The following is a 22,949-nucleotide window of genomic DNA, read 5'->3' as shown; positions in this document are numbered from 1 at the left end:
CCGTCCGACGGTTAGCCACCCAAAAGGGGTGTCATTCTCCAGATCAAACACGCATCCGCTCGATGACACACCGCTTCGGCCCCTAGGATTCCACCTATCACCTCACCGGTCTCTTTCGACAGGAACCCCATGAGCGACACTTCCCCCTACGGCTTCGAGCTTGTGCGGCGTGGGTACGACCGCGCTCAGGTGGACGAACGGATCTCCAAGCTCGTCTCCGACCGTGACAGCGCTCTCGCCCGCATCACCGCTCTGGAAAAGCGCATCGAGGAGCTCCACCTCGAAACGCAGAACGCCCAGGCTCAGGTGAACGACGCCGAGCCGTCGTACGCCGGCCTCGGCGCGCGAGTCGAGAAGATCCTTCGCCTCGCCGAGGAAGAGGCCAAGGATCTGCGCGAGGAGGCCCGCCGCGCCGCCGAGCAGCACCGCGAACTCGCCGAGTCGTCGGCGCAGCAGGTCCGCAACGACGCAGAATCGTTCGCTGCGGAACGCAAGGCCAAGGCGGAGGACGAAGGCGTCCGGATCGTCGAGAAGGCCAAGAGTGACTCCGCCCAGCTGCGTGCCGAGGCGCAGAAGGACGCGCAGTCCAAGCGCGAGGAGGCGGACGCCCTCTTCGAGGAGACCCGCGCCAAGGCCGCGCAGGCCGCCGCCGACTTCGAGACGAACCTCGCCAAGCGCCGCGAGCAGTCCGAGCGCGACCTGGCCTCCCGTCAGGCCAAGGCCGAGAAGCGCCTCGCCGAGATCGAGCACCGCGCGGAGCAGCTGCGCCTGGAGGCGGAGAAGCTGCGCACGGACGCCGAGCGCCGCGCCCGCCAGACGGTGGAGACGGCTCAGCGCCAGGCCGAGGACATCGTGGCCGACGCCAACGCCAAGGCCGACCGCATCCGTTCGGAATCCGAGCGCGAGCTGGCCGCCCTCACCAACCGCCGCGACTCCATCAACGCACAGCTGACCAACGTGCGCGAGATGCTGGCGACCCTCACGGGCGCCGCGGTGGCCGCCGCCGGCACGCCGGCCGAGGACGAGCCGATCTCCCGCGGGGTTCCGGCGCAGCAGACCCGGTAAGCGCGTCAGTCAGTACGGCCGAGGCCCGCATCCCCTGGGCAGGGGGTGCGGGCCTTTGTCACACGCCTGTGCGTCCCGTATGCCGCTTTGTGGGTGACGTCTTTGGCGATTGTTGCCACAGCCGTCGGCCTCGGTTTGCCAGTCCGGGTGGCATCCGCCGAACGCCCGATTTAGCGTTGCCGCATGATTGAGCTCGAGGGGCTGACCAAGCGGTACGGCGAGAAGGTGGCGGTCAACAACCTCACCTTCACCGTCAGACCGGGAATCGTCACGGGGTTCCTCGGGCCGAACGGTGCGGGCAAGTCCACCACCATGCGGATGATTCTCGGGCTCGACCACCCCACGGCCGGGGACGTCCGCATCGACGGCAAGCACTACGACCAGCTCAAGGACCCGCTGACGTACATCGGCGCCCTGCTGGAGGCCAAGGCCTGGCACGGCGGGCGCAGCGCCTACAACCACCTTCTGTGCCTCGCGCAGAGCAACGGCATTCCGAGCAGCCGGGTGCGGGAGGTGCTGGAGACGGTCGGACTGACGGCGGTCGCGCGGAAGAAGACCAAGGGCTTCTCGATGGGCATGGGCCAGCGGCTCGGCATCGCGGGCGCGCTCCTCGGCGACCCGCGGATCCTGATGTTCGACGAGCCGGTCAACGGGCTGGATCCCGAGGGCATCCACTGGATCCGCAACCTCATGAAGTCACTGGCCGCACAGGGCCGTACGGTCTTCGTCTCCTCGCACCTGATGAGCGAGATGGCGCTGACCGCCGACCACCTCGTCGTCATCGGCCAGGGCCGGCTGCTCGCCGACACCACCATGGCCGACTTCATCGCGCGCAACTCGCGGTCCTACGTCAGGATCCGCACCCCGCACCGCGAGCGGCTGCTCGATGTGCTGCACGGGGCCGGGATCACCGTCGTGGAGACCGGCAACGGAACCCTCGAGGTGGACGGCAGCAAGTCCGAGCGGATCGGCGAGCTGGCCGCGCACCATCAGATCGTGCTGCATGAGCTGAGCCCGCAGCAGGCCTCGCTGGAGGAGGCGTTCATGCAGCTGACCGCCGAATCGGTGGAATACCACGCACACTCCGACGCCCCCCGGCAAGAACCGTGGGGCAACGGCTGGAACAGGGAGGCCTGAGCATGGCGACGACCCAGGTCATCCGCTCCGAGTGGACGAAGATCCGCTCCGTCGCGTCCACGGTCTGGACGCTCTCCCTCGCCGTGGTGGTCACCATCGGCCTCGGCATCCTGATCTCGGCCCTGTCGAAGAGCGAGTTCGACAACATGAACCGGCAGGACCAGCTCTCCTTCGACCCGACCTTCATCAGCTTCGCGGGTATGAGCCTCGGTCAGCTGGCGATGATCGTGTTCGGCGTGCTCGTCGTCTCGAACGAGTACAGCACCGGCATGATCCGCAGCTCGCTGGCCGCGGTGCCGCAGCGCGGCACCTTCCTGGTCAGCAAGATCGCGGTCGCCACGGGCCTCTGCCTGGCCGTCGGCCTCGTCACCAGCTTCGTGACGTTCTTCCTGGGGCAGGCGATGCTCGGCGACCTCAAGGCCTCCATCGGCGACCCGGGTGTGCTGCGCGCGGTCATCGGCGGCGGGGTCTACATGACCCTCATCGCGATGTTCTCGATGGGCGTCGCCGCGATGCTGCGCTCGCCGATGCTGTCGCTGGGCATCCTGATGCCGTTCTTCTTCCTGATCTCCAACATCCTCGGCAATGTCTCGGCGACGAAGAAGATCGGCCAGTACCTGCCCGACCAGGCCGGCAGCAAGATCATGCAGGTGGTCACGCCGGTCGACGACGACGCGCCGTACGGCCCCTGGGGCGGACTCGCGATCATGGTGCTGTGGGTGGTCGTGGCGCTTGTGGGCGGTTACGTACTGCTGAAGAAACGGGACGCCTGAACCTTACGGTTTTGCTTCATCTTGAAGGGAACCGTCAGTACCCGGATATCCTCCTAACCCTTACGGGGGGCGTGTGCCCCGCTGTCCTGAACCTTTCGATGGGTGCGGAGCATGATCGAGGCAGTCGGCCTGACCAAGCGCTACGGCGACAAGACCGCTGTGTACAACCTTTCCTTCCAGGTGCGGCCCGGCGCCGTCACCGGCTTCCTCGGGCCGAACGGCTCGGGCAAGTCGACGACGATGCGGATGATCCTCGGCCTGGACAACCCCACCTCGGGGCAGGTGACGATCGGCGGCTACCCCTATCGCAAGCTGCCCAACGCGCCCCGCCAGGTCGGCGCGCTGCTCGACGCCAAGGCCGTGCACGGCGGCCGGGCCGCCCGCAACCACCTGCTCTGCCTCGCCCAGCTGTCCGGCATCCCGGCCCGCCGCGTGGATGAGGTGCTCGGCGTGGTCGGCCTGCAGGACGTGGCCAGGAAGCGCTCCAAGGGCTTCTCTCTCGGCATGGGCCAGCGCCTCGGCATCGCCGCCGCGCTGCTCGGCGACCCCCAGGTGCTGCTGTTCGACGAGCCGGTCAACGGCCTCGACCCCGAGGGCATCCTCTGGGTGCGCAACCTGATGAAGTCGCTCGCGGCGGAGGGCCGTACGGTCTTCGTCTCCTCGCACCTGATGAGCGAGATGGCGGTGACCGCCGACCACCTCATCGTGATCGGCCGCGGGCAGCTGCTCGCCGACATGCGCATCACGGACTTCATCTCGGCGAACTCCGCCGACTTCGCGCGCGTGCGCACCCCCGACACCGAGCCGCAGCTGCGCGAGAAGCTGACCACCGCGATCACCGAGGCGGGCGGGTACGTACTGCCCGAGCAGGACGGCGCGCTGCGGGTGACCGGGCTGCCGCTGGCCCGCATCAGCGACATCGCGCACGAGTCGGACGTACGCCTGTGGGAGCTGTCGCCGCACCAGGCCTCGCTGGAGGAGGCGTACATGCGGATGACGCAGGGCGCCGTCGACTACCGGTCGACGGTCGATCAGAAGGAGGGGCTGATGCAGCCCCTGCCGCCCGGCATGCAGCCTCCGATGCCGGTACCTGGCCAGGGCCAGCCCGGCTGGTACGCCCCGCCGCCGCCCCAGCAGGGCGGGCAGCCGTTCGCCCCGCCGGCCACGCAGGGACAGGGCCTGTACGGCGCTCCTGCCGCGCCCGGAGCCGCCCCCGGCGCGGGACAGCCCAACCCGTACGCCCAGCCCGCGCCGCCGGCTCAGCAGCCCGCGCCCGCGCACTCGGCGCACGCACCCCAGCAGCCCGCTGCCGCGCCCGTACAGCCCACCGCCGCCCCCGCGCAGCCCGCCGCCGCCCCGACCAAGCCCGAGGACGCCCGATGAGCACGCCCCAGCCCCCGACGCAGCAGGCCGCGCCCGCGTGGCAGGCTGCCCCCGGTTCGCCGTACCCGACGTACACCTCGCCGATCCCCGTCGTGCGGACGCACATCGGGCACGCCCTCGCCTCGGAGTGGACCAAGATCCGGTCGGTGCGCTCCACGATGTGGACGCTGGGCGTGTTCGTGCTGCTCGTCGTCGGCATCGGGCTGGCGGCCGGCGCACTGGTCGCCAACTCGTCCGGGGGCGATCTCGGCGACGAGAACCCGCTGGCCCTGGGCTTCTTCGGAGTGCTCCTCGGCGTCATGTGCATCATCACCCTCGGTGTGCTGACCACGGCCTCGGAGTACGGCACGGGCATGATCCGTACGACGATGACCGCGTGCCCCTCGCGCGGGCGGGTGATGGCGGCGAAGGCGATCGTGTTCTTCACGGTGGCGTTCGTGGTGACGCTGGTGGCGACCTCGTTCGTGGCCGTCGCCCAGGTGGGCATGGTGACCGACGCACGGGATCCGTCCAGCGGAGAATGGCTGAGGGGCACGCTCGGTGTGTCCCTCTACATCGCGCTGCTCGGGCTGCTCTCGCTCATCATCGGCTCGATCATCCGGCACTCGGCCGGCGCGATCACCGTCATGATCGGCGTCGTCCTGGCTCCGCTGGTCATCGCGCTGTTCATGTTCTCGCAGTCGCTGCGGGACCTGCAGCAGGCCCTGTTCGAGTACTCGATCCCGAACCAGCTCAGCGTCTTCTACTCCAACTCCCTCACCGAGTCCGGCCCCTCCGGCTGGGACCCGCTGTGGATCGTCCTCGGCGTGACGGCCGTGGCCTTCGTCGGCGCCTACGCCCTGCTGGAGCAGCGGGACGTCTGAGTCCCGTCGCGTCGGAACAGAACTGTTCCCGTCAGAACTTCGGCGCGTTCCTGGACCGCTGCACCCGCGTGGTGCGGCGGTCCTTGGCGTTCCAGCACGCCTTGTGCCAGTGGCGGCGTTCGTCGACGCCCGAGTGGTCCGGCCAGGCGACGACGTGCGGGACCGCGGAGGGGATCAGCTGGTCGCAGCCGGGGCAGCGGTACATCTTGCCCTGCGCACTGGCCCCGGCCACGTGCCGCACGTTCCACTCCTCGCCTCGCCAGCTCTCCCTCGACTCCCAGCCGCCGTATCGGCCCGGCCGGTCGTCCTCGGCGCTCCGGCCGGACGACTCACTGCCCTTGGGTCGGTTGCGACGCGGGGACACGGAACACCTCACGGGGCTATACAGGAAGCACGGGCCGTAAACAGCCTACGCGGCGCAGTCAGGGGTACGCGTAGAGCGCCAATCACCGCAAGTCCCCCTCCAGGCCCGTCCTTTCCCCATCCCTTACCGATCCCTTACCGATCCCTACTCGACCCGTTTCTTGATCCGTTCTCCAGACAATCCGCAAATCTCTTCGCCAAGCCGTGTCCTCGGCACGTGTCAGACGGTTATGCCCGGTGGGGGAGCTCCGTGTCGGAGCCAAGGAAGCAGGAAAAAGCAATGCGCGTAGGAAGTTTCGTGTTGGCGGCCCAGTTCCCGGGCCAGGGCCAGGGGGAGGCGCTGCACCGCGCGGTCCGCTCGGCCGAGGTGGCGGAGGAGGCGGGGCTCGACGCGGTATGGCTGGCCGAGCACCACTTCGTGCCGTACGGCACCTGCCCCTCGGCGATCACGCTGGCCGCGTTACTGCTCGGCCGAACCCACCGCCTGAGGGTCGGTACGGCGGTCAGCGTGCTGCCCACCGTCCACCCCGTCGCCCTCGGCGAGCAGGCCGCGCTGCTGCACATGACGAGCGGCGGGCGCTTCTCGCTGGGCGTCGGACGCGGCGGGCCCTGGGTCGACCTGGAGGTGTTCGGCTCCGGTCTCGAGGCGTACGAGAAGGCGTACCCGGAATCACTCGATCTGCTGTTGCGCTGGCTCAGCGAACCCTCGGTGGCGGCGGACGGGGACCGCTTCGCCTTCCGTGAAGTGGCCGTCGTACCCAGGCCGTCGGAGTCCCTGACCGGCGCCCCGGGCCCCGAGGTCGTCCTCGCGTGCACCTCACCGGCGAGCGTGCGGCTGGCCGCCGAGCGCGGGCTGCCGATGCTGCTCGGGATGCATGTCGGGGACGAGGAGAAGGCCGAGATGATCGCCCTGTGGCGAGGGCACGCGCGCGCGTGCGGGCGGCCGGCGGACGAGATCCTCGGCGCGGCCCATGTCTCCGCCGGCATCTGCCAGATCGCCGACCGGCGTACCGAGGCGGTGGAGACGCTGCTGAAGGCGATGCCGGGCTGGCTGAAGCAGGGCCTGGACGCCCATGTCACGGTCGACGGCCGTGCGCGGCAGATGCGCGACCCGCTGGCCTACACCGAACTCCTCTGCGGACTGCACCCGGTGGGCACCCCGCGGCTGTGCGCCGACCGCCTCGCGGCGACCAGTGAGCGGACCGGTATCACCCGTTTCGCGCTGCTCGTCGAAGGCTCGGGCGACCTCGCGGCCACCGAGGAGAACGTCCGTCGGCTCGGTGCCGAAGTGCTCCCGCAGCTCGGGTGAACGGGCCTGCCCGGCGGGGAGCTTGCCGCTCCAGTACTGAATGCACCTCCCGCGTACGGAGCGGCAAGCAAGGCGCCCCGCTCCTCAGCAGTCCCGGAACTCCGGCGACTGATTGAGCAGCTGACTGCGGACCGAGGTGAAGCGGGCCAGCGTCTCGTCGACCGAGGAGTCGAGCGGGAACACCGCCACCCGGTGGCAGTTCTGGAAGGCCAGCCGGACACCGAAGTGTCGTTGCAGCGCGCCGCGGATCGCGTCACTGGCAAGCGCACGCAGCAGCTGGCCGCGTGCCTGCTCGTCCGGCGGGGGCGTCTGGTTGTCGGCGAACACGCCGCCGTCCACCTTCAGCTGGGCCACCAGGGAGCTGATCATCTCCCATGCGTAGGGCAGGGAGGTCCGGACGCAGTCGACGAATTCTGCTTCGTCGACCTCGCCTCGCTCGGCCTGTTCGAGTAGGGCCGGTGAGACGTCGAGCGACATGGGTTCTCCTCTCGCACCCCCGGATCACAGGGGTTGCCGGACAGGGCAGGGAGTTCGCGATACCGAACACGCTGAGTACACACACCGCGACCTCCCGTTTAATACGGTAAGCAACGTACGGTGACGGCACCAGCAGATTGCGTACATGCAGCGGTCTCAATGGGCGCACAATCGGCCATAAACGAACAGGGGTTAACCAGGGCGAATCGCGTTCACAGGCGCCTGTCGAGTAGCGTTGCCGACCATGCGTCTCGTCATTGCCCGGTGCTCCGTCGACTACGCGGGCCGGCTCACCGCTCATCTCCCCTCGGCGCCCCGCCTGATCCTGGTGAAGGCGGACGGCAGCGTCTCGATTCACGCGGACGACCGGGCCTACAAGCCTCTGAACTGGATGTCGCCGCCCTGCACACTGAAGGAGGGCGAGGGCGACGACGAAGGCGTCTGGACCGTCATCGACAAGGCGGGCGAGAAGCTCATCATCACCATGGAGGAGGTCCTGCATGACTCCTCGCACGAACTGGGCGTGGATCCCGGCCTGATCAAGGACGGCGTGGAAGCACACCTTCAGGAACTGCTCGCCGACCGCATCGACACCCTCGGCGAGGGCTACACCCTGATCCGCCGCGAGTACATGACGGCCATCGGCCCCGTCGACATCCTCTGCCGCGACGCCGACGGCCAGACCGTCGCGGTCGAGATCAAGCGGCGCGGCGAGATCGACGGCGTGGAACAGCTCACCCGCTACCTGGAACTCCTCAACCGCGACCCCCATCTCGCCCCGGTCCGCGGCATCTTCGCCGCCCAGGAGATCAAGCCCCAGGCCCGCGTCCTCGCCACCGACCGCGGCATCGGCTGCCAGGTCCTGGACTACGACGCGATGCGAGGCATCGAGGACGACAAGCTGCGGCTGTTCTGAGGGGCAGTTCTACGACGATGAGGGCCGGGTCCGTGGAACGGACCCGGCCCTCTTGTGCTGCTGCGGGGAACCTCAGATCACGTCGCCAGAACTGCTGGGGCTGCTCGCCTCGCTGGTTTCCGGGGCGCTGGCCGTGCTGGTGGTCTCGGCGGGGCCGCTGGCGGAGTTGGAGCTGGGCGGGGTTTCACTGGGCGTCGGAGACGTACTCGGGGTCGGCGACTCGGAGTCGGACTCCGTGGGGGTCGGCGTCGGGGTCGGCGTCGACGACGTGGGCGGCTTCGAAGTGGGAGTGTCCAACGGCGTCTTCGTCGGCGACGACGACGTGTTGCCGCCACCTCCCGGATTCTTCGTCCCGCTCGGGTCGCCCGAAGGCTCGTCCGTGTCCGTCGGCGTCGGGTCGTCGGACGTGCCGTACGTACCGTCCGGGCCCGGGTCGGTCGGGCTGCTGGTCGCCGCGCCGACGTCACCGGAGTCCTTGTTGTCGTCTCCGTTGTCCGCCTTGTCGGCGCCGAGGCTGTCGTCGCCGGTGCCCTGGCTGGCGGACGGGGTGGGGCCGACCTCGTTGGACGGGGTGGTGGGGTCGTTGTCGGATGTGGCGCCGAGGGTCACCACCGTGCCGAGGACGGCCGCGAGGAGGGCGCCCGCACCGGCGGCCACGAGGTTGCGCCGGGCGAGGCCACGGAGGCCGCCGCGGCCCTTGTGTACCGCCGGGCCGGGTGTGGTGCGGTGGGTGACGAGGGTCGCGGGGGCGGGGGCGGGCGGCTGGAGCGGCGGGAACGCCGCCGGGGTGCCGCCGGGCGGTGACTGCGACTCCTCGTAGCGGGCGTCCGGCACCTCCTCCCCGGCCATGGCGGCGACACCGATCGGCGTGCCGGAACGGTCCGCGACCAGGGCGAGAGCGCGGCGTCCTGCGACGGTGCCGCGCTTGTCGGCGAGTGCGCCGCGCAGGCCGATGGAGGCCTCCAGCTCGGCGCGGGCCCGGTCGAGCTGTCCCGCGCAGAGCGCGAGGATGCCCAACTCATGGTGGAAGTAGGCCTGTTCGGACACCTCGCCGGTGAGCCGGGAGGCCTCGGAGCCGTAGCGCAGCGCCCGCTCCCAGGCGCTCCAGTGCAGCCCCGCGGCGAACGCGGGCGCGGCCGTACGGGCCAGCTGCACGGTGACGCTCTCCTCCCCCTCCGCCGGGGGCGTCGTCACCGGCGCGAGGACGCTGAGGGCGGCGAGCACGGCGTCCGCTTCGGCGCACACCCGCTCCGGGGTGACCGAGGGATGTCCGGCCCACCAGGCGTAGTGCTGGGCGGCGGTGAGGGCGCGGCCGGGGACGTCGTCGCCGTATCCGACGGCCTCCAGCTGGGTCTGCACCCCGGCGGCCAGCCGGTAGCGGGAGCCGACCGGGGAGACCAGGGCGCAGCTCAGCAGCTCGCCGAGGGCGGCGTCCGCGTGGGTGTCGCCGACCAGGGCGGGCAGATGCGCCTGGTGCGGCACCTCGCCGCCGAGCGCGACGGCGAACCGCAGGGTGGCCCGCGCCGATTCGCTCAGCCGGGAGGCGAGCAGCGCGGCGGGCGCGGCTCCCTCGGCGAGCGACGGCAGCGGTACGTCGTGACCGTCGCCGGCCTCGAAGGGCGCGTCGACCGGGGCGTCCTGGAAGACACCGAACTCGTCGAAGGCGTCGGCGCTGGACCGCAGCCGGTCGCGCTGGCGCAGCAGGGCACCGGCCTGGACGAAGCGCAGCGGCAGCCCCTCGGACTCGAACCAGAGGTCGCCGGCCCAGTTCGCCTCGTCCTCGGTGAGGGCGCGGCCGACGGCCCACTCGAGCAGTTCCACACCGCCCGCGCGGTCGAGGCCGCTGAGGAAGACCTCCTCGACGGCCGAGTCGGCGGACGGCGCGGGCACGTCCGGGGTGGCGCCGATCAGGAAGGCGCACTCCGGGGTCGCGTCCAGCAGTTCGTCGAGCGCGGCGCCGCCGAACTCGATGTCGTCCAGGACGACGACCGCGCCGATGTCCCGGAGGAGTTCGTGCAGTTCGTCCCGGTCGGGGCGGTGCAGCGGCGCGTTGTAGACGGCGTAGAAGAGGTCGTGGAGCAGGTCGCTCGACGTACGGTGGTTGCCGCCCAGGCGGACGACTCCGTCGGGGGCGAGGTCCGCGCAGTCCTCGGCGATCACGTCGAGGAGGGCGGTGCGGCCGGAGCCGGCGGCGCCGGTGAGCCGTACGGAACGGCCGCGGGCGAGCAGCCGTACGAGCCGCTCGCGTTCCTCCTGGCGGGCCAGCAGCGGTAGTGCGGGCCGGCTGGGACCGGGCGGTACGGGCGGCTTGGCCGCGCGGTCCACCTCGGCGCGCTCGGCCGCGGTGAACTTGGCGGGCCGCCCCGGCCGCTCGCCCGGCGGGCAGGCCTCGATCTCGCTGCCGTCGACGGGATTGACGGTCAGCAGGAAGTCGCCCGACACGAGTTGCACGGTGCGGGCGAGTGCGGGTGAGTGCTGTCCGAAGTCTGGTGAGAGGGATTCCCTGGGCTGGCGCTGGGGCGGCGTGTCGCCGTCACCGTCGCGGCCGTACTCCTCGGGTCCCCGGTTGTTCGAGTCCATAGGTTCCAAGCCCCCCAAAAGCGTCGTGTGCCGGCACCGGCCCCTCCCGGCCTGTTGCACACCGCGCTGTCGCTTCTGGTCCGGGCCCGCTCGAAGGGATGTCTGGCAGCGGGCGACCGAACCTTAAACCTTCGCACAGTATCTACGACAGCCCGGGGTACCGCGCCGTCCGAGACGTCGCAGTCTCGTGAGGATTGTGCGCGTCGTGCGTTTCGCAACCGGAACGTCCGACCCGTGGCGTCCCACTCGCGCCGGGTGTCACACGCGGGGCAGCGACTCCACCCCAATGCCGCCTTCGATCGCCAGGATCCGGTGCAGCCGGGTCGCCACCAGCAGGCGCTGCATCTGCGGCGGTACGTCGCGCAGCACCAGGCGCCGGCCGCAGCGGCCGGCCCGTCGGTGGGCCCCCATGATCACACCGAGTCCGGTGGCGTCCCAGGAGTCCAGCTCGGACAGGTCCAGTACCAGATCGCCGACTCCGTCGTCGACGGCCGAGTGCAGGACCGTACGGGCGTCCGCCGCGCTGCGGACGTCGAGGCGGCCCCCGACGACCAGCTCGGCGTGGTCGCCCCTGATGAACATATGCGCTCCCCGTGGTGCGTCTGATGTCTCCGCGTGGTGATGCCCGGTGATGCAACCTCTGACTGTGTGAAGTGGTCAGAGGTTGCCATCTGTAAGCGAACCGATACCGAATTCACCCCACGGAGTGATGCTCCAGGGGCATGTGCGGTTTCAGTGCTTGTAGAAGCCCTGCCCGCTCTTGCGCCCGATGTCACCGGCGTCAACCATCCGGCGCATGAGCTCGGGCGGGGCGAACTTCTCGTCCTGGGACTCGGTGTAGATGTTGCTGGTGGCGTGCAGCAGGATGTCGACGCCCGTCAGGTCGGCGGTGGCCAGCGGTCCCATCGCGTGGCCGAAGCCCAGCTTGCAGGCGAGGTCGATGTCCTCGGCGGTCGCGACGCCCGACTCGTACAACTTCGCGGCCTCGACGACGAGGGCGGAGATCAGACGGGTGGTCACGAACCCGGCGACGTCGCGATTGACGACGATGCAGGTCTTGCCGACGGACTCGGCGAACTCCCGTGCGGTGGCGAGGGTTTCGTCGCTCGTCTTGTAGCCGCGGACCAGCTCGCACAGCTGCATCATCGGCACCGGCGAGAAGAAGTGCGTACCGACGACCCGCTCCGGGCGCTCCGTCACGGCCGCGATCTTGGTGATCGGGATGGCGGAGGTGTTGGAGGCGAGGACGGCATCGTCCTTCACCAGCTTGTCGAGCGCACGGAAGATCTCGTGCTTGACTTCCAGCTTCTCGAAGACGGCCTCGACGACGATGTCCGCGTCCGCGGCGGCGTCCAGATCGGTGGTCGCGGTGATCCGGGCGAGGGCCGCGTCGGCGTCGTGCGCCTCCAGCTTGCCCTTGCTCACGAACTTGTCGTACGACGCCTTGATCCCGTCGGTGCCCCGCTTCAGCGCCTCATCGGTGACGTCGCGCAGAACGACGTCCCAGCCCGCCTGCGCGGAGACCTGGGCGATACCGGAACCCATCAAGCCGGCGCCGATGACGGCAAGCTTCCGTGCCACTGTGCGACTCCCCTGTGAACGCTTACAGCCTGTTTATTTGTGCTTCTCCGGCGGACCCTAGCGGCAGTGAGGGGCTATGTGACCTTCTTAGTAATGCGTGTCACGTCTCATGGCCTGAGACAGTCGTCACCTTGGTGATGAAGCGCTGATTCCTTGCGGTTTCCCGCCGGTTGGCGCCTCGTGGACCAACTGACGAGGATCTAGATTGGGTCACATGGTCAATCTGACGCGCATCTACACCAGGACCGGCGACCAGGGCACCACCGCCCTCGGTGACATGAGCCGGGTCGCCAAGACGGATCTGCGGATCTCGGCGTACGCGGACGCCAATGAGGCGAACGCGGTGATCGGGACGGCGATCGCGCTGGGCGGTCTGGACGAGGAGATCGTCAAGGTCCTCACCCGCGTGCAGAACGACCTGTTCGACGTGGGTGCGGACCTGTCGACGCCGGTGGTGGAGAAGCCCGAGTTCCCGCCGCTCAGGGTCGAGCAGTTCTACATCGACAAGCTGGAGGCGGACTGCGACCGCTTCAACGAGCGGCTGGAGAAGCTGCGGTCCTTCATCCTGCCCGGCGGCACCCCGGGCGCGGCCCTGCTCCACCAGGCCTGCACGGTCGTACGCCGGGCGGAGCGGTCGACGTGGGCCGCGCTGGAGGTGCACGGTGAGGTGATGAACCCGCTGACCGCGACCTACCTCAACCGGCTGTCGGACCTACTGTTCATCCTGGCGCGGACCGCGAACAAGGGCGCGGGAGACGTCTTGTGGGTCCCCGGCGGCGAACGCTGAGGAAACGCCCTCCGGCCGGGGGTCCGGCCCGCCGCGCAGCGGCAATCAGCTGCAGTGTCCCCCGGGAGATGCAGCATCCTTGCCAGGACGGCCAACAAGGACGTCGGGGACGTGCTGTGGGTCCCGGGCGGGGAGCGCTGACGGCTCGTCGGCGGGGGCCTTGCGCGGGAAGACCGTGTAGGACAGGGCGATCACGCCGTAGATGCCGATCGTCCGCACGGCCACCCACTGGAAGCTGCGCAGGGAGCTGACGTCCCCGGAGTCGCCGACGTACCAGACGGCGAGTTGGAGGAGTGCCAGCGCCACCGCGCCGCCGAACACCGCCCGCAGCCACAGCTTCGCCTCGTGCCGGGCGCGGGCGCGGCCGTAGCGCGGCGGCTTCTGCGGGGGCGGGCCGCCGCCCAGGCGATGGGCGGCGTGGCCGTCGAGCCAGCGGATCGTGTAGTGGCCGAACGCGACGGTGTAGCCGATGTAGAGCGCCGCCAGTCCGTGTTGCCAGCTGGGCTCGGCGCCGTTCTTCAGGTCGATCGCCGTCACGACGAACAGGACCAGCTCCAGCACGGGCTCGCACAACAGCAGCACCACGCTCGTACGGCGCCACTTCAGCAGATAGCGGACGGACAGGCCCAGTGCTAGGAGCACCCAGAACCCGACCTCACAGGCGATGATCAACGCGACGACCACTGCTCACTCCTTTCGGTCACCCTTCAAGGCTCCCGGCGGGCCGGAGCCGTTTCGTCGTCGTCGGTGACGAACTGCCCGTACATCGAAAGATGCAGTGCCGGACCGTTCCCGGGGATCAGGCGCCGGAGCGCGGCGCCCTGTTGGATGGAGTCATGGCCGCCCCGCTCCCCCGCCCGCACCCGGACGACGTGCGCATCGCCTGCGCAGGTCTGCTCGGCGGGCTGCTGATCTGGAGCGTGGGCCTAGGCACCCGGGGGCCCAGGGATCCGATCGTCCTCTGGGACGGACGCTGGCCCATCCTGGTGCCGCTCACCGTGATGGCGGGCTGCGAGCTGCTGCGCCACACCCGTCCCCGTACGGGCCTGCTGATCGGCGTCGCCGCGCTCACCGTCGACACCATCACCCAGGGCGACCTGGTCACCGTGGTGATGTTCACGGACCTGGTCTACGCGGCCGTCCTGTACAGCCCGCCCGTCGCCGCCCGCCGCGTGCTGTGGATCACCGGGGTGATGACCGTGGTCGGGACGGTGGTGCCCCTCGCCGCCTGGCGCAAGCCGGAGGCGCTGCTGGTCGGCGTGTTCCTCGGGCTGGTGGCCGTCACCCCCGCCGCCACCGGCTGGATCGTCCGCAACCACCGCGACGCCGCCGAGGCCGCCCGGCTGCGTGCCGAGCAGACCGCGCTGCTCGCCGAGATGGACCGCACCCAGGCGATCACCGCCGAGCGCGCCCGGATGGCCCGCGAGCTGCACGACATGGTCGCCAACCATCTCTCCGCGATCGCCATCCACTCCACCGCCGCGCTCTCCCTGGACGACCCGAAGACCACCAAGGACGCCCTGGCCGTCACCCGCGAGAACAGCGTCGAGGGACTCGCCGAGATGCGGCGGCTGATCGGCATCCTGCGCGACGACAGCGGCGACCTGGAACCCGCCGCGGCCCCGACGCTCGACGGGCTCGGCGCGCTGGTCGAGGGCGCCCGCGCCAACGGCCTCGACGTCGGCCTCGACACCGAGCACGCCGACTCCCTCCCCGCCCCGGTGGAGCTGGCGGCGTACCGCATCGTCCAGGAGTGCCTGACCAACGCCCTCAAGCACGCCGGGCCCGGCCGGGTCACGGTCACCCTGCAGCAGCGGGACGGTTCGCTGGCGATCGCCGTGATCAGCCCGTACGGCCGGCAGGACGGCCCCCGTGCTCCCGGCTCCGGCGCCGGACTCGTCGGCATGCGGGAGCGGACGGCCCTGCTCGACGGCACGTTCGAGGCGGGCCCCGAGGACTCCGCGGACGGCAAGATCTGGGCCGTACGCGCCACCCTCCCCGTCACCGACCATCCGCAAGGAGAGCCCGAATGATCCGTGTGCTCGTCGCCGAGGACCAGTCCGCCGTCCGCGCCGGTCTCGTCCTCATCCTGCGCAGCGCGTCCGACATCGAGGTGGTCGGCGAGGCGGCGGACGGCGAGCAGGCGGTGGCGCGGGCCCGTGAACTGCGGCCGGACCTGGTGCTGATGGACGTTCAGATGCCGCGCCTGGACGGGGTGTCGGCGACCCGGCAGGTCGTCGCGGAAGGGCTGGCGGATGTGCTGGTCCTGACCACCTTCGACCTCGACGAGTATGTCTTCGGGGCGTTGCGGGCGGGTGCGTCCGGCTTCCTGCTCAAGAACACGGACGCGAAGGATCTGCTGGAAGCGGTACGGACGGTCGCGCGCGGCGAGGGCATCGTCGCCCCAGCCGTCACCCGGCGCCTGATCGCCGAGTTCGCCGCCCGCCCCGCACGGGAGCCGAAGCCCGAACCGGCGGCGCTGGACACACTCACCCGGCGCGAGCGCGAGGTGCTGTCCTGTCTCGGCGACGGGCTGTCGAACGCCGAGATCGCAAGCCGCCTCGACATGGCGGAGGCGACCGTGAAGACGCACGTCAGCAGGCTGCTGGGGAAGCTGGAGCTGCGCAGCCGGGTGCAAGCGGCGGTGCTGGCACAGGAGTTGGGGATCTAGCGGGACCCGGTCGCCGCTCAAGAGCCGTTCAAGAGCCGTTCAAGAGCAACTGGTCTGGACCTATTGACCTATGGTCCAGACCTTTCTATTCTCGCGGCACCGTGGGCGTGAAGGCTCAGTCCCGCCCCCAACACCCCCTGAGGAGGCGCACGATGCGCTTCAGACACAGAGCCGTGGCAGGCTTCGCGACCCTGCTGCTCCCCCTCGCCGGCCTGGTCGGCCTCGCCGGCCCGGCCCAGGCCGCCACCTCCGCCACCGCCACCTACGCCAAGACCCAGGACTGGGGCACCGGCTTCGAGGGCAAGTGGACCGTCAAGAACACCGGCGACACCACCATCAACTCCTGGACCGTCGAGTGGGACTTCCCCTCCGGCACGTCCGTCACCTCGGCCTGGGACGCCGACGTCACCTCCTCCGGCACTCACTGGACCGCCAAGAACAAGTCCTGGAACGGCACCCTCTCCCCCGGCGCCTCCATCTCCTTCGGCTTCAACGGCACCGGCTCCGGAGCCCCCGCGAACTGCAAGCTGAACAGCGGCGGTTGTGACGGCGGCCCCACGGTCCCCGGCGACAAACCGCCGTCCGCCCCCGGCACCCCGACCGCCTCCGGCATCACCAACACCTCGGTGAAACTGAGCTGGAGCGCGGCCACCGACGACAAGGGCATCAAGAACTACGACGTCCTGCGCGGCGGCACCAAGGTCGCGACGGTGACCTCGACGTCGTACACCGACACCGGCCTGGCCGCCGGCACCGACTACTCCTACACCGTCCAGGCCCGTGACACCGCCGACCAGACCGGCCCGGTCTCCGGCGCCCGCGCGGTCCGCACCACCGGCGGCACCACCGAACCCCCGCCGACCGGCGACAAGGTCAAGCTCGGCTACTTCACCGAGTGGGGCGTCTACGGCCGCAACTACCACGTCAAGAACCTGGTGACCTCCGGCTCGGCGTCGAAGATCACGCACATCAACTACGCCTTCGGCAACGTCAAGAACGGCCAGTGCACGGTCGACGACACCTACGCCGCGTACGACAAGGCGTACACCGCCGACCAGTCCGTCAGCGGCGCCGCCGACACCTGGGACCAGCCGCTGCGCGGCAACTTCAACCAGCTCCGCCAGCTCAAGGCCAAGTACCCGCACATCAAGGTGCTGTACTCCTTCGGCGGCTGGACCTACTCCGGCGGCTTCGGCCAGGCCGCGCAGAACCCGGCCGTCTTCGCCAAGTCCTGCAAGGCCGTCGTCGAGGACCCGCGCTGGGCCGACGTCTTCGACGGCATCGACATCGACTGGGAGTACCCGAACGCCTGCGGGCTGACCTGCGACACGAGCGGACCGGCGGCCTTCAGGAACCTCATGTCGGCGCTGCGCACGGAGTTCGGCTCCAACTATCTCGTCACCGCCGCCATCACCGGCGACGGCTCCTCCGGCGGCAAGCTCGACGTGGCCGACTACGGCGGCGCCGCGGCCTCGCTCGACTGGTACAACGTGATGACGTACGACTACTTCGGCGCCTTCGACGCGGACGGCCCGACCGCCCCGCACTCACCCCTGACCTCGTACTCCGGCATCCCGGCCGCGGGCTTCAACTCCGCCGACGCGATCACGAAGCTCAAGGCCAAGGGCGTCCCCTCAGCGAAGCTGCTCCTCGGCATCGGCTTCTACGGCCGCGGCTGGACCGGCGTCACCCAGTCCGCCCCCGGCGGCACGGCGACGGGCGCGGCCCCGGGCACATACGAGGCGGGCATCGAGGACTACAAGGTGCTCAAGAACTCCTGCCCCGCGGGCGGCACCATCGCCGGCACCGCCTACGCGCACTGCGGCAACAACTGGTGGTCCTACGACACCCCGTCGACGATCGCCGGAAAGATGACCTGGGCCAAGAACCAGGGCCTCGGCGGCGCGTTCTTCTGGGAGTTCAGCGGTGACACCAGCGGTGGCGAGCTGGTGAACGCCATCAGCAGCAACCTGTAAGACCGCTAAGCGACGTTGACGCGCTGACCGGGCGGGGCCGCCTCAAGCCACGCGAGAAAACCGGTCAGCGCGTCTTCGCTCATTGCGAGTTCCAGGCGCGTGCCCCGGTGCAGACAGGTGAGGATCACCGCGTCGGAGAGCAGCGCCAGCTCCTCCTCGCCCTCGGGAAGGCGGCGGCCGGCGACCTCGATCGCGGCGCGCTCCAGGATGCGGCGGGGGCGGTAGGCGTAGGAGAAGACGCGGTACCACTCGACGCGGTCGCCGTTGTAGCGGGCGACGCCGTAGCTCCAGCCCTTGCCGCTGGTGTCGGTCTTCTCCGGGACGTCCCAGCGCAGGGAGCAGTCGAAGGTGCCGCCGGAGCGCTGGATGAGCCTGCGGCGCAGGCCGAAGACGAACAGCCCCACCACCACGAGGGCGACGACAATTCCGCACACAGTCAGAGCGAGGACCATCGGCACCGACCTCCTCGTCTCCTCGGTAACGGAATGGAAAAAACACCCATATTCGCCTCAGCCGCGGCTGGTACCGGATCGCTCCGGTTCCAGCCGCGGCTGAGTGACGTCATCACACGGTGAGCAGTGTCAGCCCGCCGCCGCACGCAGTCGTACGTCCGCGCGCCGCTCGGCGGTGGCATCGCCCTCCGCCTTCGCGCGTTCGAGCTCCCGCTCGGCGCGCTGGACATCGATCTCGTCCGACAGCTCGGCGATCTCGGCCAGCAGCGACAGCTTGTTGTCCGCGAACGAGATGAAACCGCCGTGCACCGCGGCGACGACCGTCCCACCATCACTCGTACGGATGGTCACCGGGCCCGACTCCAGCACACCGAGCAGCGGCTGGTGACCGGGCATGACGCCGATGTCGCCGGACGTGGTGCGCGCGACGACCAGGGTGGCCTCGCCGGACCAGACCTCTCGGTCGGCCGCGACCAGCGCGACGTGCAGCTCAGCAGCCAAGGGTGGCTCCTCGGGTCACCACCCGGCTCTTGTTGCCGGGTGTTGGGTACAAGTCTAGTAGGCGTGACTGAGGGGGCGGGACGCGCCCGCCCCCTCAGTCAAGAGCGCGAGCTCAGGAGACGCCCAGCTCCTTCGCGTTCTTCCTCAGGTCCTCGAGACCACCGCACATGAAGAACGCCTGCTCCGGGAAGTGGTCGTACTCACCGTCGCAGATCGAGTTGAACGCGGCGATCGACTCTTCCAACGGTACGTCCGAACCGTCCACGCCGGTGAACTGCTTGGCGGCGTGGGTGTTCTGGGACAGGAAGCGCTCCACGCGACGGGCACGGTGGACGACGAGCTTGTCCTCTTCGCCCAGCTCGTCGATACCGAGGATCGCGATGATGTCCTGGAGGTCCTTGTACTTCTGCAGGATCGTCTTGACCCGCATGGCGGTGTCGTAGTGGTCCTGCGCGATGTAGCGCGGGTCCAGGATGCGGGACGTGGAGTCCAGCGGGTCCACGGCCGGGTAGATGCCCTTCTCCGAGATCGGACGGGAAAGAACCGTCGTCGCGTCGAGGTGGGCGAACGTGGTGGCCGGGGCCGGGTCGGTCAGGTCGTCCGCGGGGACGTAGATCGCCTGCATCGAGGTGATCGAGTGACCACGCGTCGAGGTGATCCGCTCCTGGAGCTGACCCATCTCGTCCGCCAGGTTCGGCTGGTAACCCACCGCGGACGGCATACGGCCGAGCAGGGTGGACACCTCGGAACCGGCCTGGGTGAAGCGGAAGATGTTGTCGATGAAGAACAGCACGTCCTGCTTCTGCACATCGCGGAAGTACTCCGCCATGGTCAGACCGGCCAGGGCGACGCGCAGACGGGTGCCCGGGGGCTCGTCCATCTGACCGAAGACCAGGGCGGTCTTGTCCAGAACGCCGGACTCTTCCATCTCCGCGATGAGGTCGTTGCCCTCACGGGTGCGCTCGCCGACGCCCGCGAAGACGGAGACGCCCTCGTGGAGGTTGGCGACACGCATGATCATTTCCTGGATCAGCACGGTCTTGCCGACACCGGCACCACCGAACAGACCGATCTTGCCGCCCTTGACGTACGGGGTCAGCAGGTCGACGACCTTCAGGCCGGTCTCGAACATCTCGGTCTTGGACTCGAGCTGGTCGAAGGCGGGAGCCTTGCGGTGGATGGACCAGCGCTCGCCGTCGTAGGTCTCGTCGGTGTTCAGCACCTCACCGAGGGTGTTGAACACCTTGCCCTTGGTGAAGTCGCCGACCGGGACGGTGATGCCCGAGCCGGTGTCGGTCACCGGGGCCTGACGGACCAGGCCGTCGGTGGGCTGCATGGAGATGGCGCGGACCAGACCGCCGCCCAGGTGCTGGGCGACCTCGAGGGTCAGCGTCTTCTTCTCGCCGGCGTTCGCCGGGTCGGAGACCTCGACGTGGAGGGCGTTGTAGATCTCCGGCATCGCGTCGACGGGGAACTCCACGTCGACGACCGGGCCGATGACCCGGGCGACGCGGCCCGTAGCCGTCGCGGTCTCAACAGTGGTGGTCATTTAGTAGTCACTCCCCGCGGTCGCGTCGGCCAGGGCGCTCGCGCCTCCGACGATCTCGCTGATTTCCTGGGTGATTTCGGCCTGGCGGGCCTGGTTGGCAAGCCGGGTGAGGTTCTCGATGAGGTCGCCGGCGTTGTCGGTGGCCGACTTCATCGCGCGCCGGGTGGCGGCGTGCTTCGAAGCGGCCGACTGGAGCAGCGCGTTGTAGATACGGCTTTCCACGTAGCGCGGCAGCAGGGCGTCGAGGACGTCCTCCGCCGAGGGCTCGAAGTCGTACAGGGGGAGGATCTCGCCCTTCGGCGCCTCCTGTGCGACCTCTTCGAGGCTGAGTGGCAGCAGGCGCGCGTCCTGCGCCGTCTGCGTCATCATCGACACGAACTCGGTGTAGACGATGTGGAGCTCGTCCACGCCGCCCTGAGCCGTCTCCGTCTCGATGGCCTCGATCAGCGGAGCCGCGATCTTCTTGGCGTCCGCGTACGACGGCTGGTCCGTGAACCCGGTCCACGACTCCGTGATCTTGCGCTCACGGAAGTTGTAGTGGGCGACACCGCGCCGGCCGACGACGTAGACGTCGACCTGCTTGCCCTCGCGCTCCAGGCGCTCGGTCAGCTGCTCCGCCGCCTTGATGGCGTTGGAGTTGAAGGCACCGGCGAGACCACGGTCGCTCGTCAGGAGCAGCACCGCGGACCGGGTGACCGTGTCGGCCTGGGTGGTCAGCGGGTGCTTGGTGTTCGAGCCGGTACCGACCGCCGTGACCGCGCGGGTCAGTTCCCGCGCGTACGGCGTGGACGCCACCACCTTGCGCTGCGCCTTGACGACGCGCGAGGCGGCGATCATCTCCATCGCCTTGGTGATCTTCTTGGTCGCGGTGACGGATCGGATGCGACGCTTGTAGACCCGGAGCTGGGCTCCCATGAGTCAGGTCCCTTCCTTACGTCACTTGGAGACGCTGACGGCCGATTCCTCGCCGAGCAGCTTGCCGTCCGAGGTCTCGAACTGCTTCTTGAACTCCGCGACCGCGTCGGCCATGGCCTGCAGCGTGTCGTCGGACATCTTGCCGCCCTCCCGGATGGAGGTGAGCAGGCCCTGCTCCTTGCGGTGCAGGTACTCCAGCAGCTCCTTCTCGAAGCGGCGGATGTCGTTCACCGGCACCTCGTCCATCTTGCCGGTGGTGCCGGCCCAGATGGAGACGACCTGGTCCTCGGTGGACATCGGCTGGTACTGCGGCTGCTTCAGCAGCTCGACCATGCGCTGACCGCGCTCCAGCTGCGCCTTCGACGCGGCGTCCAGGTCGGAACCGAAGGCGGCGAACGCCTCCAGCTCACGGAACTGGGCGAGGTCCACGCGCAGACGGCCGGTAATCTGCCGGATCGCCTTGTGCTGAGCGGAGCCACCGACTCGGGAGACCGAGATACCGACGTTCAGGGCCGGACGCTGACCGGCGTTGAACAGGTCGGACTCCAGGAAGCACTGGCCGTCGGTGATGGAGATGACGTTGGTCGGAATGAACGCCGAGACGTCGTTGGCCTTGGTCTCGACGATCGGCAGACCGGTCATCGAGCCGGCACCCATGTCGTCGGAGAGCTTGGCGCAGCGCTCCAGCAGACGGGAGTGCAGGTAGAAGACGTCACCCGGGTAGGCCTCGCGGCCCGGCGGGCGGCGCAGCAGCAGGGACACGGCGCGGTAGGCGTCGGCCTGCTTGGAGAGGTCGTCGAAGATGATGAGGACGTGCTTGCCCTCGTACATCCAGTGCTGGCCGATGGCCGAACCGGTGTACGGCGCCAGGTACTTGAAGCCGGCCGGGTCGGACGCCGGGGCGGCGACGATGGTCGTGTACTCCAGGGCGCCGGCCTCTTCGAGGGCACCACGCACGGAGGCGATGGTCGAGCCCTTCTGACCGATGGCGACGTAGATGCAGCGGACCTGCTTCTTCGGGTCGCCCGAGCGCCAGTTGTCGCGCTGGTTGATGATCGTGTCGACGGCCAGAGCGGTCTTGCCGGTCTGACGGTCGCCGATGATCAGCTGACGCTGGCCGCGGCCGATCGGGGTCATCGTGTCGACGGCCTTGTAGCCGGTCTCCATCGGCTCGTGCACCGACTTACGGACCATGACGCCCGGAGCCTGCAGCTCGAGGGCGCGGCGGCCGTCGGTCTCGATCTCGCCGAGGCCGTCGATCGGGGTGCCGAGCGGGTCGACGACGCGGCCGAGGTAGCCCTCGCCGACAGCCACGGACAGGACCTCGCCGGTACGGGAGACCGGCTGGCCCTCCTCGATGCCGCTGAACTCACCGAGGACGACGGCGCCGATCTCGCGCTCTTCCAGGTTGAGCGCGAGGCCGAGGGTGCCGTCCTCGAACTTCAGCAGTTCGTTGGCCATGGCCGAGGGAAGACCCTCGACCTTCGCGATGCCGTCGCCGGCAAGGGTGACCGTACCGACCTCCTCGCGCGAGGCCGCGTCCGGCTTGTACGACTGGACAAACGTCTCCAGCGCGTCCCGGATCTCCTCCGGCCGGATCGTGAGCTCCGCCATCTGGGTTCCCTGCTCTCCTTGTTGGGCCCGAAGTTTC

Annotated in this window: 22 protein-coding genes; 11 read left to right on the top strand and 11 right to left on the bottom strand. The window is 69.4% G+C overall.

Annotated elements, in window-relative coordinates; all coding sequences use genetic code 11:
* Positions 1-129 precede the first annotated feature (129 nt).
* From QQY66_RS35010 to QQY66_RS34990, 5 genes are all read left to right on the top strand, one after another.
* Positions 130-1,065: a cellulose-binding protein gene (locus tag QQY66_RS35010; protein ID WP_301984330.1), complete on the top strand. Its 936-nt coding sequence runs from the start codon at positions 130-132 to the stop codon at positions 1,063-1,065.
* Positions 1,066-1,248: 183 nt separating this feature from the next.
* A complete protein-coding gene (locus QQY66_RS35005; protein ID WP_301984329.1) occupies positions 1,249-2,202 on the top strand; it encodes an ABC transporter ATP-binding protein in 954 nt (317 codons plus the stop codon).
* A gap of 2 nt (positions 2,203-2,204) precedes the next feature.
* Complete coding sequence (locus QQY66_RS35000) at positions 2,205-2,975, top strand: ABC transporter permease (RefSeq protein WP_301984327.1); 771 nt, start codon at positions 2,205-2,207, stop codon at positions 2,973-2,975.
* Between the two features lie 111 nt (positions 2,976-3,086).
* The gene (locus QQY66_RS34995; protein ID WP_301984326.1) at positions 3,087-4,358 is read left to right on the top strand and encodes an ABC transporter ATP-binding protein; all 1,272 of its coding nucleotides are present in this window, start codon (positions 3,087-3,089) and stop codon (positions 4,356-4,358) included.
* The gene (locus QQY66_RS34990; protein WP_301984325.1) at positions 4,355-5,221 is read left to right on the top strand and encodes an ABC transporter permease subunit; all 867 of its coding nucleotides are present in this window, start codon (positions 4,355-4,357) and stop codon (positions 5,219-5,221) included. Before QQY66_RS34995 ends, QQY66_RS34990 begins: the two co-directional genes overlap by 4 nt.
* Positions 5,222-5,252: 31 nt before the next feature.
* On the opposite strand, the gene QQY66_RS34985 is transcribed toward QQY66_RS34990, so the two are convergent.
* The gene (locus QQY66_RS34985) at positions 5,253-5,585 is read right to left on the bottom strand and encodes an ATP/GTP-binding protein (protein WP_301984324.1); all 333 of its coding nucleotides are present in this window, start codon (positions 5,583-5,585) and stop codon (positions 5,253-5,255) included.
* Between the two features lie 279 nt (positions 5,586-5,864).
* Between QQY66_RS34985 and QQY66_RS34980 the strand changes: the two genes are divergently transcribed.
* Complete coding sequence (locus QQY66_RS34980; protein WP_301984323.1) at positions 5,865-6,893, top strand: LLM class flavin-dependent oxidoreductase; 1,029 nt, start codon at positions 5,865-5,867, stop codon at positions 6,891-6,893.
* An 84-nt stretch (positions 6,894-6,977) separates the two neighbouring features.
* On the opposite strand, the gene QQY66_RS34975 is transcribed toward QQY66_RS34980, so the two are convergent.
* Positions 6,978-7,370: an SCO5389 family protein gene (locus QQY66_RS34975; RefSeq protein ID WP_301984322.1), complete on the bottom strand. Its 393-nt coding sequence runs from the start codon at positions 7,368-7,370 to the stop codon at positions 6,978-6,980.
* Between the two features lie 244 nt (positions 7,371-7,614).
* On the opposite strand from QQY66_RS34975, the gene nucS reads away from it, so the two are divergent.
* A complete protein-coding gene (nucS, locus tag QQY66_RS34970) occupies positions 7,615-8,286 on the top strand; it encodes an endonuclease NucS (protein WP_301984321.1) in 672 nt (223 codons plus the stop codon).
* A 72-nt stretch (positions 8,287-8,358) separates the two neighbouring features.
* Here nucS and QQY66_RS34965 read toward each other — a convergent pair whose 3' ends face one another.
* The 3 genes from QQY66_RS34965 to QQY66_RS34955 form a co-directional block, all read right to left on the bottom strand.
* Complete coding sequence (locus QQY66_RS34965; RefSeq protein WP_301984320.1) at positions 8,359-10,866, bottom strand: ATP-binding protein; 2,508 nt, start codon at positions 10,864-10,866, stop codon at positions 8,359-8,361.
* Between the two features lie 258 nt (positions 10,867-11,124).
* Entirely contained in the window at positions 11,125-11,448 is a 324-nt protein-coding gene (locus tag QQY66_RS34960; RefSeq protein WP_155060612.1) for an STAS domain-containing protein, read from the bottom strand.
* A 150-nt stretch (positions 11,449-11,598) separates the two neighbouring features.
* A complete protein-coding gene (locus QQY66_RS34955) occupies positions 11,599-12,447 on the bottom strand; it encodes a 3-hydroxyacyl-CoA dehydrogenase family protein (RefSeq protein WP_301984318.1) in 849 nt (282 codons plus the stop codon).
* Between the two features lie 214 nt (positions 12,448-12,661).
* On the opposite strand from QQY66_RS34955, the gene QQY66_RS34950 reads away from it, so the two are divergent.
* Positions 12,662-13,234: a cob(I)yrinic acid a,c-diamide adenosyltransferase gene (locus tag QQY66_RS34950; protein WP_301984317.1), complete on the top strand. Its 573-nt coding sequence runs from the start codon at positions 12,662-12,664 to the stop codon at positions 13,232-13,234.
* 45 nt (positions 13,235-13,279) lie between these two features.
* Here the strand turns inward: QQY66_RS34950 and QQY66_RS34945 are convergent, their stop codons facing one another.
* Entirely contained in the window at positions 13,280-13,918 is a 639-nt protein-coding gene (locus QQY66_RS34945) for a hypothetical protein (RefSeq protein ID WP_301984316.1), read from the bottom strand.
* A 152-nt stretch (positions 13,919-14,070) separates the two neighbouring features.
* Here QQY66_RS34945 and QQY66_RS34940 point away from each other — a divergent pair, with 152 nt between their 5' ends.
* The 3 genes from QQY66_RS34940 to QQY66_RS34930 all read left to right on the top strand — a co-directional run bounded on the left by QQY66_RS34940 (position 14,071) and on the right by QQY66_RS34930 (position 17,881).
* The gene (locus tag QQY66_RS34940; protein WP_301984315.1) at positions 14,071-15,267 is read left to right on the top strand and encodes a sensor histidine kinase; all 1,197 of its coding nucleotides are present in this window, start codon (positions 14,071-14,073) and stop codon (positions 15,265-15,267) included.
* Positions 15,264-15,905, top strand: coding sequence for a response regulator transcription factor (locus tag QQY66_RS34935; RefSeq protein ID WP_301984314.1), 642 nt, complete (start codon positions 15,264-15,266; stop codon positions 15,903-15,905). Before QQY66_RS34940 ends, QQY66_RS34935 begins: the two co-directional genes overlap by 4 nt.
* Positions 15,906-16,057: 152 nt before the next feature.
* Positions 16,058-17,881 carry a glycoside hydrolase family 18 chitinase gene (locus QQY66_RS34930; protein ID WP_301984313.1) on the top strand — a complete coding sequence of 608 codons (1,824 nt, stop codon included), beginning with the start codon at positions 16,058-16,060 and terminating at the stop codon, positions 17,879-17,881.
* Positions 17,882-17,886: 5 nt separating this feature from the next.
* Here the strand turns inward: QQY66_RS34930 and QQY66_RS34925 are convergent, their stop codons facing one another.
* The 5 genes from QQY66_RS34925 to atpA all read right to left on the bottom strand — a co-directional run bounded on the left by QQY66_RS34925 (position 17,887) and on the right by atpA (position 22,912).
* Positions 17,887-18,333, bottom strand: a complete 447-nt coding sequence (locus QQY66_RS34925) for a DUF2550 domain-containing protein (protein WP_301984312.1) — start codon at positions 18,331-18,333, stop codon at positions 17,887-17,889.
* Positions 18,334-18,462: 129 nt separating this feature from the next.
* Entirely contained in the window at positions 18,463-18,834 is a 372-nt protein-coding gene (locus tag QQY66_RS34920; protein WP_301984311.1) for a F0F1 ATP synthase subunit epsilon, read from the bottom strand.
* Positions 18,835-18,946: 112 nt separating this feature from the next.
* Positions 18,947-20,383, bottom strand: coding sequence for a F0F1 ATP synthase subunit beta (gene atpD / locus QQY66_RS34915; RefSeq protein WP_301984310.1), 1,437 nt, complete (start codon positions 20,381-20,383; stop codon positions 18,947-18,949).
* Positions 20,384-21,298, bottom strand: coding sequence for a F0F1 ATP synthase subunit gamma (locus QQY66_RS34910; RefSeq protein WP_301984309.1), 915 nt, complete (start codon positions 21,296-21,298; stop codon positions 20,384-20,386).
* Between the two features lie 21 nt (positions 21,299-21,319).
* Positions 21,320-22,912 (bottom strand): F0F1 ATP synthase subunit alpha, encoded by a 1,593-nt coding sequence (atpA, locus tag QQY66_RS34905; protein ID WP_301984308.1) that lies wholly within the window; start codon positions 22,910-22,912, stop codon positions 21,320-21,322.
* Between the last annotated feature and the right edge of the window lie 37 nt (positions 22,913-22,949).

The sequence above is a fragment of the Streptomyces sp. DG2A-72 genome (assembly GCF_030499575.1).
GTDB lineage: Bacteria > Actinomycetota > Actinomycetes > Streptomycetales > Streptomycetaceae > Streptomyces.
Note: the sequence above shows the minus strand (reverse complement) of the source record. Positions and strands in the feature narration are given on the sequence as shown.

Coding starts and splice junctions, on each gene's coding strand:
- QQY66_RS35010 (WP_301984330.1), top strand. CDS start 130: ATGAGCGACACTTCCCCCTACGGCTTCGAGCTTGTGCGGCGTGGGTAC.
- QQY66_RS35005 (WP_301984329.1), top strand. CDS start 1,249: ATGATTGAGCTCGAGGGGCTGACCAAGCGGTACGGCGAGAAGGTGGCG.
- QQY66_RS35000 (WP_301984327.1), top strand. CDS start 2,205: ATGGCGACGACCCAGGTCATCCGCTCCGAGTGGACGAAGATCCGCTCC.
- QQY66_RS34995 (WP_301984326.1), top strand. CDS start 3,087: ATGATCGAGGCAGTCGGCCTGACCAAGCGCTACGGCGACAAGACCGCT.
- QQY66_RS34990 (WP_301984325.1), top strand. CDS start 4,355: ATGAGCACGCCCCAGCCCCCGACGCAGCAGGCCGCGCCCGCGTGGCAG.
- QQY66_RS34980 (WP_301984323.1), top strand. CDS start 5,865: ATGCGCGTAGGAAGTTTCGTGTTGGCGGCCCAGTTCCCGGGCCAGGGC.
- QQY66_RS34975 (WP_301984322.1), bottom strand. CDS start 7,370: ATGTCGCTCGACGTCTCACCGGCCCTACTCGAACAGGCCGAGCGAGGC.
- nucS (WP_301984321.1), top strand. CDS start 7,615: ATGCGTCTCGTCATTGCCCGGTGCTCCGTCGACTACGCGGGCCGGCTC.
- QQY66_RS34965 (WP_301984320.1), bottom strand. CDS start 10,866: ATGGACTCGAACAACCGGGGACCCGAGGAGTACGGCCGCGACGGTGAC.
- QQY66_RS34960 (WP_155060612.1), bottom strand. CDS start 11,448: ATGTTCATCAGGGGCGACCACGCCGAGCTGGTCGTCGGGGGCCGCCTC.
- QQY66_RS34950 (WP_301984317.1), top strand. CDS start 12,662: ATGGTCAATCTGACGCGCATCTACACCAGGACCGGCGACCAGGGCACC.
- QQY66_RS34940 (WP_301984315.1), top strand. CDS start 14,071: ATGGCCGCCCCGCTCCCCCGCCCGCACCCGGACGACGTGCGCATCGCC.
- QQY66_RS34935 (WP_301984314.1), top strand. CDS start 15,264: ATGATCCGTGTGCTCGTCGCCGAGGACCAGTCCGCCGTCCGCGCCGGT.
- QQY66_RS34930 (WP_301984313.1), top strand. CDS start 16,058: ATGCGCTTCAGACACAGAGCCGTGGCAGGCTTCGCGACCCTGCTGCTC.
- QQY66_RS34925 (WP_301984312.1), bottom strand. CDS start 18,333: ATGGTCCTCGCTCTGACTGTGTGCGGAATTGTCGTCGCCCTCGTGGTG.
- atpD (WP_301984310.1), bottom strand. CDS start 20,383: ATGACCACCACTGTTGAGACCGCGACGGCTACGGGCCGCGTCGCCCGG.
- QQY66_RS34910 (WP_301984309.1), bottom strand. CDS start 21,298: ATGGGAGCCCAGCTCCGGGTCTACAAGCGTCGCATCCGATCCGTCACC.
- atpA (WP_301984308.1), bottom strand. CDS start 22,912: ATGGCGGAGCTCACGATCCGGCCGGAGGAGATCCGGGACGCGCTGGAG.